12 protein-coding genes are annotated in these 14,831 nt (G+C 68.7%); all 12 read left to right on the top strand.

The window, feature by feature from the left end; all coding sequences use genetic code 11:
• Positions 1-48 precede the first annotated feature (48 nt).
• The 12 genes from AC1RRW_RS09200 to AC1RRW_RS09145 all read left to right on the top strand — a co-directional run bounded on the left by AC1RRW_RS09200 (position 49) and on the right by AC1RRW_RS09145 (position 14,795).
• Positions 49-927 (top strand): branched-chain amino acid ABC transporter permease, encoded by an 879-nt coding sequence (locus AC1RRW_RS09200; RefSeq protein ID WP_492900402.1) that lies wholly within the window; start codon positions 49-51, stop codon positions 925-927.
• Entirely contained in the window at positions 924-1,955 is a 1,032-nt protein-coding gene (locus AC1RRW_RS09195; RefSeq protein WP_492900401.1) for a branched-chain amino acid ABC transporter permease, read from the top strand. The genes AC1RRW_RS09200 and AC1RRW_RS09195 overlap by 4 nt, the downstream gene beginning before the upstream one ends.
• On the top strand, positions 1,955-2,713 hold the full coding sequence (locus tag AC1RRW_RS09190; RefSeq protein WP_492900400.1) for an ABC transporter ATP-binding protein: 759 nt from the start codon (positions 1,955-1,957) through the stop codon (positions 2,711-2,713). The genes AC1RRW_RS09195 and AC1RRW_RS09190 overlap by 1 nt, the downstream gene beginning before the upstream one ends.
• A 10-nt stretch (positions 2,714-2,723) precedes the next feature.
• Complete coding sequence (locus AC1RRW_RS09185; RefSeq protein WP_492900399.1) at positions 2,724-3,461, top strand: ABC transporter ATP-binding protein; 738 nt, start codon at positions 2,724-2,726, stop codon at positions 3,459-3,461.
• 76 nt (positions 3,462-3,537) lie between these two features.
• Complete coding sequence (locus AC1RRW_RS09180; protein WP_492900398.1) at positions 3,538-4,716, top strand: Gfo/Idh/MocA family protein; 1,179 nt, start codon at positions 3,538-3,540, stop codon at positions 4,714-4,716.
• Entirely contained in the window at positions 4,713-6,587 is a 1,875-nt protein-coding gene (locus AC1RRW_RS09175) for a bifunctional sugar phosphate isomerase/epimerase/4-hydroxyphenylpyruvate dioxygenase family protein (RefSeq protein WP_492900397.1), read from the top strand. Before AC1RRW_RS09180 ends, AC1RRW_RS09175 begins: the two co-directional genes overlap by 4 nt.
• Before the next feature lie 223 nt (positions 6,588-6,810).
• Complete coding sequence (locus tag AC1RRW_RS09170; protein ID WP_492900396.1) at positions 6,811-7,788, top strand: LysR family transcriptional regulator; 978 nt, start codon at positions 6,811-6,813, stop codon at positions 7,786-7,788.
• A gap of 123 nt (positions 7,789-7,911) precedes the next feature.
• Positions 7,912-9,036 (top strand): zinc-dependent alcohol dehydrogenase family protein, encoded by a 1,125-nt coding sequence (locus AC1RRW_RS09165; protein WP_492900395.1) that lies wholly within the window; start codon positions 7,912-7,914, stop codon positions 9,034-9,036.
• A gap of 359 nt (positions 9,037-9,395) precedes the next feature.
• On the top strand, positions 9,396-10,544 hold the full coding sequence (locus AC1RRW_RS09160; RefSeq protein ID WP_492900394.1) for a CaiB/BaiF CoA transferase family protein: 1,149 nt from the start codon (positions 9,396-9,398) through the stop codon (positions 10,542-10,544).
• 29 nt (positions 10,545-10,573) lie between these two features.
• Positions 10,574-11,728, top strand: a complete 1,155-nt coding sequence (locus AC1RRW_RS09155; protein WP_492900393.1) for an acyl-CoA dehydrogenase family protein — start codon at positions 10,574-10,576, stop codon at positions 11,726-11,728.
• Positions 11,729-11,738: 10 nt separating this feature from the next.
• Positions 11,739-12,587: an HTD2 family dehydratase gene (locus tag AC1RRW_RS09150; protein WP_492900392.1), complete on the top strand. Its 849-nt coding sequence runs from the start codon at positions 11,739-11,741 to the stop codon at positions 12,585-12,587.
• 258 nt (positions 12,588-12,845) lie between these two features.
• Entirely contained in the window at positions 12,846-14,795 is a 1,950-nt protein-coding gene (locus tag AC1RRW_RS09145) for a bifunctional 2',3'-cyclic-nucleotide 2'-phosphodiesterase/3'-nucleotidase (protein ID WP_492900391.1), read from the top strand.
• Positions 14,796-14,831 lie beyond the last annotated feature (36 nt).

Below are 14,831 nucleotides of genomic sequence, written 5' to 3'. Positions count from 1 at the left end.
TCGGGCCCCGCCCGACCATGACGCTCCAGCAACCGAGCGAGAATCGTCATGGCCGAATTCATCGCCTATCTCATCGCCGGCATCGCCACGGGCGCGATCTATGCGCTCGCGGCGATCGGCTTCACCCTGGTCTGGCAGACCTCGCAGACGATCAACTTCGCCCAGGGCGAGTTCGTCATGCTGCCGGCGATCCTGGCGCTGCTCGCGATCAAGCTCCTCGGCGCGCCGGTCTGGCTCGGGGCGCTGGTCGGCATCGCCGCCTTCATCCTGATCTTCGGCGTCGGCTTCAAGCTCGCGGTGGTCGATCCGATGATCCGGCATGGCGTGCTGCCGCTCGCCATCGCCACCATGGCGCTCTCGATCATCATGAAGGAAGGCGCCAAGGACGGTTTCTCGGCCGAGGCGCAGACCTTTCCCTCCTTCGTGCCCTCGCAGACGATCTCCGTCTTCGGCGCGTCGATCTCGCTGCAGCATCTCGCCATCATCGCGGTCGCCTTCGCGGTGATCTTCCTGCTGCAATGGTTCGTCGGCGGCACAAGGCTCGGCCGCCAGATGCAGGCGACCGCGCAGAACCCGACGGTCGCGCGCATCCTCGGCATTCCCGTCGAGCGCATGGTGCTTTTGACCTTCGCGATCAATGCAGCGCTCGCCGTCGTCGCCTCGGTGCTGATCTCGCCGATCTATCTGGCGAAGTTCTCGAACGGCGAGGTCATCGGCCTGTTCGCCTTCATCGCGGCGATCGTCGGCGGCTTCAACCAGGTCCGCGGCGCGCTGGTGGGCGGACTGATCGTCGGCATCGTCGATTCGATGGCGGCCGCCTACGTCTCCAGTTCCTACAGGCTCGCCGTGCCGCTCGTCCTGCTCGTCGTCATCATCCTGCTCAAGCCGGAAGGCCTGATGGGTCGCAAAGAGGAGCGCCGCGTATGACCGCGCCCGCAACCCGCCAAGGTCTTCAAGGCGAAGTTCCGCCGCAGGATCGCGGCCGCGCGCTCGCCCTCCCCGGCTTCGTCGACGGCACCCTGCTCACGCTGGTCGCGGGCGCCGTGATCCTCTGGTTCGCGCCCTCGGGCATGGGCCGCTACGGCACCTATGTGCTCTCGCTCTGGCTCGTGATGAGCATCGCCGTGATGGGGCTCAACCTGACGCTCGGCTATGCCGGACTCAAATCGCTGGCGCAGGCCGCCTTCATGGGGCTCGGCGCCTACCTGACCGCGATCCTGACGACCAGATACGGCGTCTCCTGGTATGTCGGCTTCGCGCTGTCGGGCCTGCTGACCTTCGCGGTCGGGCTCGTGCTCGGCTTCCCGGCGCTGCGCGTCAAGGCGCATTACCTCGCCTTCGTGACGCTCGCCTTCTCGACGCTGATCTGGCTGATCATGCGCAACGAGCAGTGGCTCACCGGCGGCGTCTTCGGCATCTCCAACATCAACCGGCCGGACTTCCTCGGCATCAAGCTGTTCAACGCGCTCGAATTCCACCGCTTCGTCGTGGTCGTCACCTTCATCCTCGCGGTCGTGCTGTGGTGGATGATCCGCTCGCCCTGGGGCCGCGCCTTCACGGCGCTGCGCGAAAACCCGATCCGGGCCGCGAGCCTCGGCGTCGACACCCGCATGTACACGCTGCTCGCCTTCGCGATCGGCTCGGCCTATGCCGGCTTCGCGGGCGCGCTCTATGCCCCTCTGGTCGAGTTCATCGACCCCTCGCCCTTCTCGCTGTCGCAGAGCTTCTTCCTGCTGCTGATGGTGGTGGCCGGCGGCTCCGGCTACCTGCTCGGCCCCTTCATCGGGGCGCTGCTCGGCGTCGTCCTGCCGGAGTGGCTGCGCGTCGCCGGCTCGCTTTACCTGATCATCTTCGCCGCCATCGTGATGCTGCTGCTGATCGCCTGCCCGCAGGGCATGAGCGGGCTGCTGGAGCGCGGCTGGCGCAGGCTCACCGGCAAGAAGGCGGCGCGCTGATGGGACAGGTCTCTCCAAGCAAGGTTCTGGAAGTCTCCAACCTCCACAAGGCGTTCGGCGGCATCAAGGCCGTCAACGGCGTCTCCTTCTCCGTCAACGAGGGCGAGATCCTCGGCATCATCGGGCCCAATGGCTGCGGCAAGTCGACCCTGTTCAACTGCATTCTCGGGCAGCTGGAGCCGACCGAGGGCAGCGTGAAGCTCGACGGCAAGGAGGTCACCAACAAGCGGCCCTCCGAGCTCAACCGGCTCGGCGTCAGCCGCACCTTCCAGCTGCTGCAGGTCTTCCCCGAGCTGACCGTGCGCGAGAACCTGATCCTCGCCGGGCAGGAGCATGAGGGCACGATGCTGTCGCGCTTCTTCGGACCGCGCGATGCGGGCCTGTCGGACAAGGCCGACCAGATGATCGCCTTCTTCAAGCTCGGCCATCTGATCGACGCCAAGGCCGGCGGGCTCTCCTACGGCCAGCAGAAGCTGCTCGACGCCGCGATGGCCTTCATGGCCGGCCCGCGCCTCGTGCTGCTCGACGAGCCGGCCGGCGGGGTGAACCTGACCATGCTCGGCGACCTCAAGGAGCGCCTGCGCGCCATCAACGCCGAGCAGGGCGCGACCTTCGTCGTGATCGAGCACAACATGGATTTCGTGATGAGCCTGTGCTCGCGGGTGATCGTGCTGGCCGAGGGCAAGGTGCTGGCGCAGGGCACGCCGGCCGAGGTCAGGGCCAATCCGGCCGTGATCGACGCGTATCTGGGGCATTGAGGAGGCCGTCATGACCACTTCCATCCTCGAGCTCGACGGCGTGGTCGGCGGCTACGGCGCCATGACCATCCTCAACGGCACGACCTTCAAGGTGCCGCGCGCCGCGATCACCACCGTGATCGGCCCCAACGGCGCCGGCAAATCGACGGTTTTCAAGGCGATCTTCGGCCTGCTCAAGGTCCGTGAAGGGCATATCCGGCTCGAAGGCCGGGAGATCACCAACTGGAGCCAGCGCAAGCTGCTGGAGGCCGGCATCTGCTACGTGCCGCAGGGCCGCAACATCTTTCCGGAACTGTCGGTACGCCATAACATCGAGCTGGGCGCCGTCGCGGCGGGCTCGCACATCACCGACATGCCCAGGCGCATCGAGGCGGCGCTCGACCGCTTCCCTGCGCTGCGGGCCAAGGCCGACGTGCAGGCCTCGACCCTGTCCGGCGGCCAGCAGAAGCAGCTCGAGATCGTGCGCGGGCTGCTGCTCGACCCCAAGCTCGTGCTGATCGACGAGCCCTCGATCGGGCTGTCGCCGATGCTGGTGCAGGAGACCTTCGGCATCCTGATGGATCTCCGCGCCAGGGGCGTCACCATCCTGATGATCGAGCAGAACGCCCGCTCGGCGCTGGAAATCTCCGACGAGGGTCTCGTGCTCGAACTCGGCCAGACCCGGATGCAGGGCCCGGCGGCGGAGATCCTGAACGATCCGCGCGTGGCGCAGCTCTTCCTGGGCGGCGCGCTGACGGAAGCGGCGTGATGGTCGCCATGGCGACAGGCCTCGACCTGTCCCCTTCCCCCCGTTTGCGGTGGGGAAGGGTTAGGGATGAGGGGGCGTGCAGGACGAGCCCTATCGGCTGTCGCAGAGCGACGGCCTGGCCTCTCCTCCCCACCCCGGCCCTCCCCACCGCAAGCGGGGGGAGGTGTCGCGCGTCCCGTGGGAGGCCGGCAACGTGAACGCCAAGCTGAACATCGCCCTGATCGGCGCCGGGCTGATCGGCCGCGCCCATCTCGACCGCCTCGACGCCTCGGCCGACTGCGCCTGCGCCGCGATCTGCGATCCGACCGATGCCGCCAGGGCGATCGCCGTCGAGCGCGGCCTGCCCTGGTTCCCCTCTCCGCGCGAGATGCTGGCGGCGACGAAGCCCGATGGCGCGATCGTCGCAACGCCCAATGCGCTCCATGTCCCGAACGCGATCGACTGTCTCGAGGCCGGCGTGCCGGTGCTGGTCGAGAAGCCGCTGGCCGAGAGCGGCGCAGCGGCGCGGCGGCTGGTCGAGGCGCAGGCGCGGACCGCCGTGCCCGTGCTCGCCGGCCATCACCGCCGCCACAACCCGATCGTCAAGACTGCCCGCCGGCTCGTGCGGGAAGGCCGCCTCGGCCGGCTCGTCGCGGTCAACGCACTGTTCCTGATCCGCAAGCCCGACGACTATTTCGATGTCGCCTGGCGGCGCGAGGCCGGCGGCGGTCCGGTGCTGATCAACCTGATCCACGACATCGACAATCTCCGCTTCATCTGCGGCGAGATCGAGAGCGTGCAGGCGCTGACCTCGAACGCCGTTCGCGGCTTCGCCGTCGAGGATACGGCGGCGCTGATATTTCGCTTCGCCAACGGCGCGCTCGGCGCCGCGACGGTCTCCGACGCCACGCCATCGCCCTGGAGCTGGGAGCTGTCGTCGGGCGAGAACAAGGCCTATCCGCGGCGCGAAGGGCATTGCTACCTGATCGCCGGCAGCGAGGGCTCGCTGTCGCTGCCGAAACTCGAATTCTGGTCCTATGAGGGCGAGCCGGGCTGGTGGGAGCCGCTGCGACAGGAGACGCTCAGTGTCGCGCCGATCGAGCCGCTGGCCGAGCAACTGCGCCATTTCCGCGCGGTGATCCGCGGCGTCGAGCAGCCGATCACGGACGCCGCCGATGCAACCCGCACGCTTGCTGTGGTCGAGGCCGTCGCGGAAGCCGCGCGCCGGGGCGGCCCGGTCGTGGTCGGCGGAGAGTGGAAGGCGCAGGCCGCATGAACCCGACCTCGATCGCGACCGTTTCTCTCAGCGGCGACCTCGCCGAGAAGCTGCTGGCCATCGCCGCCGCGGGCTTCGACGCCGTCGAGGTCTTTGAGAACGATTTTCTCACCTTCGACGGCAGCCCGCGCGATGTCGGGCGGATGAGCGCCGATCTCGGCCTCAAGATCATCGCCTTCCAGCCCTTCCGCGACTTCGAGGGCATGTCCGAGCCGCTGCGCGCCCGCGCCTTCGCCCGGGCCCAGCGCAAGTTCGAGGTGATGAACGAGCTCGGCACCGATCTGATGCTGATCTGCTCGAACGTCTCGCCGCAGTCGCTCGGCGGCGTCGACCGGGCGGCGGCCGATCTGCGCGAACTCGGCGAGCTGGCGGCGAAGTCCGGCGTCCGCGTCGGCTTCGAGGCGCTGGCCTGGGGCCGGCACGTCAACGACTATCGCGACGCCTGGGAGATCGTGCGCCGGGCCGGTCACGAGCGCATCGGCCTGATCCTCGATTCCTTCCACACGCTCGCGCGCAACTCGCCGCTGGAGCCGATCGCGGCGATCCCGGGCGACCGCATCTTCCTGGTGCAGCTCGCCGATGCGCCGAAGCTCGACATGGACGTGCTGAGCTGGAGCCGGCATTTCCGCTGCTTCCCCGGCCAGGGCGATCTCCCCGTCGCCGACTTCGTCAGGGCTGTGCAGGCCACCGGCTATGCCGGGCCGCTTTCGCACGAGATCTTCAACGACCAGTTCCGGGCGGGCTCGGCGCGCCGGCTCGCGACCGACGGCATGCGCTCGCTGATCGCGCTCGCCGACCAGACCAGAAGCTCGCTGCCGCCGAAAGCGCGCGTGCTCGGCGTTGAGTTCATCGAGTTCGCGCTCGACGAGGACACCGCCGAGGAGCTCGCCGTCCTGCTCCACGCGCTCGGCTTCCGCCAGACCGGCGCTCATCTCAGCAAATCGGTGATGCGCTGGACGCAAGGTGGCGTCAACCTCGTGCTCAACACCGAGAAGGACGGCTTCGCCCAGTCGCATGCGATTACGCATGGCCCCGGCGTCTGCGCCATCGGACTGAGGGTCGAGGACGTGGCGCGGGCGATGGCGCGGGCAAAGGCGCTGAAGATCGCGGCCTTCGAGCAGCCGATCGCGCCAGGCGAGATGCATATCCCGGCGATCCGCGGCGTCGGCGGGGCGCTGATCTATTTCACGCAAGCCACCGGCGAACTCGGGGAGGTCTGGCAGCGCGAGTTCATCGCCGGGGGGGGCGAGACGGAGCTGGCCCAGCCGTTGCTCGACAGCGTCGACCACATCTCGCAGTCGATGGACTACGAGGAGATGCTGTCCTGGCTCCTGTTCTACACCTCTCTCTTCAAGCTGGAGCGCATCCAGCAGCATGCCATCGCCGATCCGGCGGGCCTCGTCGAAAGCCGGCCGATCATCAGCGACGACGGCGCCGTGCGCTTCGTGCTCAACGGCTCGCAGGCGACGCGGACGCTGTCGTCGCGCTTCGTCTCGGAGCATTTCGGCTCGGGCGTGCAGCACATCGCCTTCGGGGCGCCCGACATCTTCGCGGCCGTCGCGGCGATGCGGGCCGCGGGACTGTCATTCCTCGATATCCCGGAGAATTATTACGAGGACCTCGAAGCGCGCCACGGGCTGGAGCCGGACTTCATCGACTCATTGCGCGAGCACCACATCCTCTACGACCGCGACGGCGAGGCCGAATTCCTGCAGGTCTACACCCACGTCTTCGCCCAGCGCTTCTTCTTCGAGATCGTCGAGCGGCGCAAGGGCTATGCCGGTTTCGGCGCGGTCAACGCCCCTGTCAGGCTGGCGGCGCAGGCCCGCGAGGCACGGCCCGTGACGATGCCGCGCCCGCTGCGAGATTAGCCAACCTCGATCGTTCTTGAGTCCAGCCACCCCGTCATCCCGGACGCAGCGAAGCGGAGCTCCGGGATGACGGGGTGTTTCGGAGCCAAAATACCTCGGCTACCCGCGCGGCTTCTTCATCGGCTCGGGATAGTCCCGAAGCTGAAGCGCGCTGGCCATCGCTGTGCGGCGGCGCTACCAAGGTCGGGCGCGCGCGGTCTTCGATGATGCCCGGCGCGACGGCATGAGGACCTCGATGGCGATGGATCTGCGCCAGCTCCGCTATTTCACCGCCATCGTCGAACAGGGCTCGTTCTCGAAGGCCGCGACGAAGCTGCGCGTGGCGCAGCCGGCGCTGAGCCAGCATCTGCGCCACATGGAGGACGAACTCGGCGTCGCGCTCCTGCATCGGGGCACGCGCGGCGTGCTGCCGACGGAGGCCGGCGAGCGCCTGCTGGCGCGGGCCAGGACGATCCTGGCCGAGTTCGCCGAGCTGCGCGACGCCGTGCGCGGCGAGATGGCGGCGCCCGGCGGCGAGGTCAGGATCGGGCTGCCCGGCACCGTCAGCGAGCAGTTCAGCGTGCCGCTGATCGAGGCGGCGCGCGAGCGCTTCCCGGCGATCCGCATCCGCATCGCCGAGGCGATGAGCGGCTTCGTGCTCGACTGGCTCAGGCGCGGCGACGTCGATCTCGCGGTGATCTACTCGACCTCCGATCCGAAGGGGCTCGGCATCCACCATGTCCTGACCGAGGAGCTCTGCCTGTTCGGCGTGCCCGGCCTGACCGCCGTGAGAGCGCCGCCGGGAGGCGCCGTCAGCCTGGCCGAGGCGGCCTCGGTCGATCTCATCCTGCCCGGCGTCGGCCACGGCCTGCGCGACCAGATCGACGAGGCGGCCGGCGTGCAGACCACGATCCAGCCGGCGATCGAGATCGAATCCTACACGCAGATCAAGCGTCTCTGCGAGCGCGGCCTCGGCTACGGCATCCTGCCGCGCATGGCGGTCACGGCGCAGGAGAAGGCCGGCATCTTCCGAACCTGGCGGATCGAGCGGCCGTCGCTCTGCCGAAAGGTCTATCTCGCCTATTCCACCGAGCGGCCGATGCCCGCGGCGGCGCGGGCCATCGGGCAGCTCTCCTGGGAGATCCTGCGCGGACTCGTCAGCGACGAGACCTGGACGGCGACATTAGGCAAGGACGGCGACCCGCCCGCCTTATATGGCTGATCGCGTTTTTCCTCGACAGCGCTGCGTGGCAGACCGAACCTTGATGCGCTCGGCCCACCTCGTCATTGCGACGACGGTTTTGACCTGGCCAGGTCGTAGCCACCGCCGCCAGAGGATACGCCTGTGAAAATCCGCGCCGCCGTCCTCAACGCAAGCCCCGTCTCCGCGCCCTATGCCCGAAGCCGGCCGATGTCGATCGAGGAGGTCGAGCTTGCCCCGCCCGGCCCCGGCGAGGTGCTGGTCCGAGTGCGGGCGGCGGGGCTTTGCCATTCCGACCTCGCGGTGATCGACGGCAACCGGCCGCGCCCGGTGCCGATGGTGCTCGGCCACGAGGCCGCCGGCGAGGTGGTCGAGCCCGGACCCGGGATCACCGACCTGAAGCGCGGCGACCGCGTCATCATGGTGTTCGTGCCGTCCTGCGGCCACTGCGCGCCCTGCAGCGAGGGCCGCCCTGCCCTGTGCGAACCCGGCAACGCCGCCAATGGCGCAGGCGAACTGCTCGGCGGCGGGCGCCGGCTCTCGATCGGCGGCAAGCCGGTGCATCACCATGTCGGCGTCTCGGCCTTCGCCGAACATGCCGTGATCTCGCGCCATTCGCTGGTGAGGATCGAGGCCGACATCCCGCACGAGATCGCGGCGCTGTTCGGCTGCGCCGTGCTGACCGGCGTCGGCGCGGCGGTGAACACGGCGAAGGTCCGCGCCGGAGAGACGGTTGCGGTCGTCGGTCTCGGCGGGGTGGGGCTGAGCGCGCTTCTGGGAGCGGCCGCCTGCGGCGCATCGCGCCTCATCGCCGTCGATCTATCCGACGAAAAACTTGCCATCGCGCGCGATCTCGGCGCGACGGATGCGTTCAACGCCGGTGACGCGAACGTCGTCGAGGCGATCCGGGCCGCGACAAAGGGCGGCGTCGACCACGGGCTGGAGATGGCGGGCTCGGTCAAGGCGCTCGACCTCGCCTACCGGATCACGAGGCGTGGCGGCACGACGACCACGGCAGGCCTCGCCAACCCGGCGCACACGCTCTCTCTCGCGCCGGTCGGACTCGTCGGCGAGGAGCGCACGCTGAAGGGCTCCTATGTCGGCTCCTGCATCCCGGTCCGCGACATTCCCCGCTTCGTCGATCTCCACCAGCGCGGCAAGCTGCCGGTCGACAGGCTCTGGACCAGTTCGAGCGGGCTCGACGGCATCAACGAGGGCTTCGACGCGCTGCACGAGGGCCGCACGATCAGGCACATCATCCAGATGTGACCAGCCGGCCCGGCCGCAGCGTCTGACGCAGGGCCGACGACGAGTTCCCCGGGCTTGTCCCGCGCGCCGGCCGCGCCGCCGAGGAGCACCGTGCCCACCAGCGATGCGGCGGCCAGTGTCGCCCTGATCACGATGCCCTCCCTGAATTCCTCGCGGAGCCCGCTCCTGGCGGCGCGCCGCCCGATCCTGAGGGTGTATGGGCGGTGGGAGGCTGCAAGCGGGATAAGGCGATGCGCACCATGGCGAAACTCTGTGGAAGCGCGGTCTCCGCAGAGTTTCGCTATGGTCGCCATCGCAAAACGCTATTTGACTCGACGAGCCCGGATGCCCGCTTTCGCACTCATGGGACGAGCGAACTGATGGCGATGACGGACGCTCTCGAAGGCATCCTCGTGGTGGCGCTGGAACAGGCGGTGGCCGTGCCGGTGGCGAGTTGCCGGCTGGCCGACGCCGGCGCGCGCGTGATCAAGCTCGAGCGGGCCGAGGGCGATTTCGCGCGCGGCTACGACGACTACGCCAGGGGGCTGTCGTCCTATTTCGTCTGGATCAACCGCGGCAAGGAATCCTGCCGCGTCGACCTCAAGGACCGCGACGACCGCGCCATGGTCGAGGCGATGCTCGCCAAGGCCGACGTCTTCATCCAGAACCTCGCGCCGGGCGCGACGGCGCGGCTAGGGCTGGGCGCCGACGCGTTGCGCCAGCGCTACCCCAGGCTGATCACCTGCGACATCTCCGGCTATGCGCCGGGCACGCCGCATCATGCGCGCAAATCCTACGACCTGCTGGTGCAGGCGGAGTCGGGGCTGTCGGCCATCACCGGCACGGAAGAGTCCGGCCCCTCCCGCATCGGCGTCTCGATCGCCGACATCGCCACCGGCCAGGCGGCCTATGCCGCGATCCTGGAGGCGCTGCTGCGACGGGCGCGGACCGGCCAGGGCTCGGCGATCCAGCTCTCGCTGTTCGACACGCTCGGCGACCTGATGAACGTGCCCTACCTGACCCGGCGCTATGGCGGCATCGAGCCGCCGCGCGTCGGGCTCGCCCACCCCTCGATCGCGCCCTATGGCGTCTTCGCGACCGCCGACGGAAACATCCTGATCTCGATCCAGAGCGAGCGGGAATGGCAGGTCCTCGCCCGTGAGGTGCTCGGCAGCGAGGCGCTTGCAAACGAGCCCCGTTACGCCAGCAATGTGCTGCGGGTGCGCGAGCGCAAGGCGCTCGACGCCGACATCCAGGCGATCCTGATCTCGCGGGCCTTCGCGGATGTCACGGCCGCGCTCGACGCCTGCGCCATCGCCTATGGCACGGTCTCCAGCGTCGGCGATCTGATGGCCCACCCCGCCGCGACGGCGCTGCCTGTCGAAACCGCCCATGGCCCCGTCGAGGTGCTCGCTCCGCCGGCCATCGTCGATGGACGGCGGGTCAAGATGCGGCCCGTGCCGGCGCTCGGCCAGCACGACGAGGCGCTGCGGGCCGAGTTCGCGCCGAAAGCCGCGCGCACGGCCTGACATCCGCCTTTCAACCCGGGAAGAATGCGATGCAGACAACCGACCACGCCGATATCCGCGACGCCGTCGCAAGACTCTGCGCCGATTTCCCGGGCGAGTACTGGCGCAGGCTCGACCGCGAGATGGCCTATCCGGCCGAGTTCGTCTCGGCGCTGACCCAGAGCGGTTTCCTGTCGGCGCTGATCCCGGACGAGTTCGGCGGAGCGGGGCTGACGCTTTCGGCGGCGACCGTGATCATGGAGGAGATCCAGCGCCAGGGCTGCAACGGCGCGGCCTGCCATGCCCAGATGTACATCATGGGCACGCTGCTGCGGCACGGCTCGGCCGCGCAGAAGCAGCAATACCTGCCCAGGATCGCCTCGGGCGAACTGCGCCTGCAGGCCTTCGGCGTGACCGAGCCGACGAGCGGCACCGACACGACATCCCTTCGCACCTTCGCCAAACGCGACGGCGACCATTACGTCGTCAACGGCCAGAAGATCTGGACCAGCCGCGCCGCCCAGTCCGACCTGATGCTGCTGCTCGCCCGCACCACCCCGCGCGAGCAGGTCGCCAAACGCACGGAGGGTATGTCGGTCTTCATCCTCGACATGCGCGAGGCGCTGAAGGCGGGGCTGACGATCCGGCCGATCCGCACGATGATGAACCACGCCACGACCGAGGTCTTCTTCGACAACGTCGAGGTTCCGGCCGAGAACCTCGTCGGCGAGGAGGGCAAGGGTTTCCGCTACATCCTCTCGGGCATGAACGCCGAGCGCATCCTGATCGCGGCCGAATGCGTCGGCGATGCGAAATGGTTCGTCGAGAAGGCATCGAGCTATGCCCGTGAGCGCAACGTCTTCGGCCGGCCGATCGGCCAGAACCAGGGCATCCAGTTCCCGATCGCCAAGGCCTACGCCAACATGCGCGCGGCCGAGCTGATGGTGCGCGAGGCGGTCAGGCTCTACGAGGCCGGAGAGAATTGCGGCGCGGAGGCCAACATGGCCAAGATGCTGGCGGCGGACGCCTCCTTCGAGGCGGCCAATGCCTGCATCCAGACGCATGGCGGCTTCGGCTTCGCCGAGGAATACGATGTCGAGCGCAAGTTTCGCGAGACGCGGCTCTATCAGGTCGCGCCGATCTCGACCAATCTGATCCTGAGTTATCTGGCCGAGCATGTCCTGGGCATGCCGAGGTCGTATTGAGTATCAGCCCATGACGATCGACATCGACCATCTGCGCTCCTGGATCGGCAGGACCGAGGAGGCCTCCGACCTGATCACGCCCAGGCTGGTGCGCAGCTTCGACGCGACCTTCGCGCCGCATCTGGCGCCCTGCCCCGCCGATGAGGCGCCGCTCGCGCTGCACTGGTGCCTCGCGCCGCCGATCGCGCCGATGGGCGCGATCGGGACAGATGGGCACGCCGCCAGGGGCGAGTTCCTGCCGCCGGCGCCGCTGCCGCGCCGGATGTGGGCCGGCGGGACGATCGAGACCGTCGCGCCGCTGCGCGAGGGCGATCTCGTCACGCGCCGCTCGACCATCGGCGACGTGACGTTCAAGGAGGGCCGCACGGGGCCGCTTTGCTTCGTCGCGGTCGACCACGAAATCGTCAGCCCGCGCGGCACGGCGCTGCGCGAGCGCCACAACATCGTCTATCGCGAGGCGGCGACGCCGGGCGCTCCCGTCAGGACGGCGGAGCCTGCCGAGCCGCAGCCGGCCGACCTCGTCTGGGAGGCGCAGAGCGACCCGGTGTTCCTGTTCCGCTATTCGGCCATCACCTTCAACGGCCACCGCATCCATTACGATTCGCCCTATGTCACCCGGGAGGAGGGCTATGACGGGCTCGTGGTGCACGGACCGATCCAGGCGACGCTGCTCCTCAACATCATCGCGACGCTGTCGGGCGGCGAGCCGATCAAACTGGATTATCGCAGCGTTTCCCCGCTGATCGCGGGGCCGGCCTTCCTGGTCAAGGCGAAGCGCCTGCCGGACGGCGCGATCACGGCCTGGACCGAAGGCGCGGACGGGCGCGTGCGGATGGAGGGCGTCAGCCGCGCGGGCTAACGCTCAGGCCGGCGCCAGGAAGGGCTGGGCGATCTCGCGGAAGACCGGCAACGCCTCCAGACTTGCGCAATGGGCTAGGAAGCCGGCGGCTCCTTGCCCAAAGCAAGGTCGGGATGCGCCTCACCGAGACAGCGCGACGCCGCGGCCACGGCGAATCGCATTGTCCGATCAGGCTCACCGCAGCCTCCGATTTCGGCGTGTCACGCCCCTGCGGCAATGCTAGCCTGCGCTCACCTCGGAAGCGATCAGGAGCAGGTCATGTCACGCGAAACCCGGTTCAACCGCCGTGACGCCCTCAAGGCCGGGGCCGCGGTCGCCGCCAGCGCCGCGCTTCCCGCGATGGCGCAGGCCCCCGCGCGCCTGAAGCTGCGCGTGCTGGAAACCACCGACCTCCACGTCAACGTCGTGCCTTACGACTATTTCCGCGACGCGGCCGACGACACGGTCGGCCTCGCCAAGACGGCGACGCTGATCAAGGCGGCGCAAGGCGAGGTCAAGAACAGCCTGCTCTTCGACAATGGCGACTTCCTGCAGGGCTCCTCGCTCGGCGACTACATCGCCTACAAGAAGGGGCTCAAAAGCGGCGAGACGCATCCGATCATCGCCGCGATGAACGCCCTGCCCTACGCCTGCGGCACGCTCGGCAACCACGAGTTCAACTACGGGCTGGAATTTCTCGAGAACGGTCTGGCGAAGGCCGAATTCCCGATGGTCTGCGCCAATGTCGAGCGCGTCGGCGGCGCGCCGCTGGTCGATCCCTGGCGGCTGTTCGAGCAGAGCTTCGAGGACGAAGCGGGCGCCAAGCACGTGCTCCAGATCGGCGTGATCGGCTTCGTGCCGCCGCAGATCATGCAATGGGACAAGGCCAATCTCGACGGCAAGCTGCGGGCGATCGACATCGTCGACGCCGCCGGCAAGCACCTGCCGGAACTGCTCGCGGCGGGGCCGGACATCGTCGTGGCGCTGTGCCATTCGGGCATCGCGGGCGGCGAGCGGCGCGGCGGCGAGGAGAACGCGGCGCTGCATCTCGCCAGGCTCGACGGCATCGACGTGATCCTGACCGGGCACCAGCATCTCGTCTTTCCCGGCGGAAAAGCCTTCGACGGCATCGCCGGCGTCGACAACGTCAAGGGCTCGCTGCACGGCAAGCCCGCCTGCCAGCCGGGCTTCTGGGGCTCGCATCTCGGGATCGTCGATCTCGATCTGGAGAAGCGCGGCGAGCGCTGGCGCGTCGCCGGCTTCAAGGTCGATCCCAAGCCGATCTACGAGCGCACGCCCGACCGCAAGATCGTCCCCAAGGCGGCGGTCGAGCCGGCCGTGCTGGCGACGGTGAAGGCCGACCACGACGCGACGCTGATCTATATGCGCGAGCCGGTGGGCGCCACGGCGTCGCCGATCAACAGCTTCTTCGCGCTGGTCGCCGACGACCCGTCCGTGCAGATCGTCGCCGAGGCGCAGATCGCCTATGCCAAGGGGCTGATGGCGCAGACGCAGTGGAAGGCGCTGCCGGTGCTCTCGGCCGCGGCCCCCTTCAAATCGGGCGGGCGCTCGGGGCCGGCCTTCTTCACCGACATTCCGGCGGGGCCGCTGGCGCTGAAGAACATCGCCGACATCTATCTCTATCCGAACACGCTGCAGATCGTGAAGGTGACCGGCGAACAGGTGCGCGAATGGCTGGAACGCTCGGCCGGCATCTTCAACCGCATCGACCCCGCGAAGAGTGAGGAGCAGCCTCTGATCGATCCCCGCTTCCCGGCCTTCAATTTCGACGTGATCGACGGCGTCACCTACAGGATCGACGTCACGCAGGCCTCGCGCTACGACGGCGACGGAAAGCTCGTCGCGCCAGACGCGCGCCGCATCGTCGACCTCGCCTTCGAGGGCAAGCCGATCGACGAGAAGGCCGAGTTCATCGTCGCCACGAACAACTACCGCGCCTCGGGCGGCGGCAATTTCCCCGGCACGAGGACGACGATCGTGCTGGAATCGCCCGACCTCAATCGCGACGTGGTGGTGCGCTACATCCTCGACAAGAAGACCGTCGAGCCCAAGGCGGACGGCAACTGGGCGCTGAGCCCCCTGCCCGCGAGCGTCAACGTCACCTTCGTCACCTCGCCCGCGGCGGCCGGCAAGCTGCCGGCGGGCCTGAAGGCGGAGGCCGCGGGCGATGGCGGCGAGGGCTTCGCCAAATATCGCCTGCGGGGCTGACCCTCGAGGGCGGGCTTCGCCGGCACGACGGCAAGG

The sequence above is a fragment of the Allobosea sp. GW821-FHT12C12 genome (assembly GCF_058807355.1).
The sequence above is the reverse complement of the archived record's forward strand: the minus strand, read 5'-3'. Positions and strand labels throughout refer to the sequence as shown.

Excerpts from the sequence above, each read along its gene's own strand:
- AC1RRW_RS09200 (WP_492900402.1), top strand. The coding sequence starts at position 49 with ATGGCCGAATTCATCGCCTATCTCATCGCCGGCATCGCCACGGGCGCG.
- AC1RRW_RS09195 (WP_492900401.1), top strand. The coding sequence starts at position 924 with ATGACCGCGCCCGCAACCCGCCAAGGTCTTCAAGGCGAAGTTCCGCCG.
- AC1RRW_RS09190 (WP_492900400.1), top strand. The coding sequence starts at position 1,955 with ATGGGACAGGTCTCTCCAAGCAAGGTTCTGGAAGTCTCCAACCTCCAC.
- AC1RRW_RS09185 (WP_492900399.1), top strand. The coding sequence starts at position 2,724 with ATGACCACTTCCATCCTCGAGCTCGACGGCGTGGTCGGCGGCTACGGC.
- AC1RRW_RS09175 (WP_492900397.1), top strand. The coding sequence starts at position 4,713 with ATGAACCCGACCTCGATCGCGACCGTTTCTCTCAGCGGCGACCTCGCC.
- AC1RRW_RS09170 (WP_492900396.1), top strand. The coding sequence starts at position 6,811 with ATGAGGACCTCGATGGCGATGGATCTGCGCCAGCTCCGCTATTTCACC.
- AC1RRW_RS09160 (WP_492900394.1), top strand. The coding sequence starts at position 9,396 with ATGGCGATGACGGACGCTCTCGAAGGCATCCTCGTGGTGGCGCTGGAA.
- AC1RRW_RS09155 (WP_492900393.1), top strand. The coding sequence starts at position 10,574 with ATGCAGACAACCGACCACGCCGATATCCGCGACGCCGTCGCAAGACTC.
- AC1RRW_RS09150 (WP_492900392.1), top strand. The coding sequence starts at position 11,739 with ATGACGATCGACATCGACCATCTGCGCTCCTGGATCGGCAGGACCGAG.
- AC1RRW_RS09145 (WP_492900391.1), top strand. The coding sequence starts at position 12,846 with ATGTCACGCGAAACCCGGTTCAACCGCCGTGACGCCCTCAAGGCCGGG.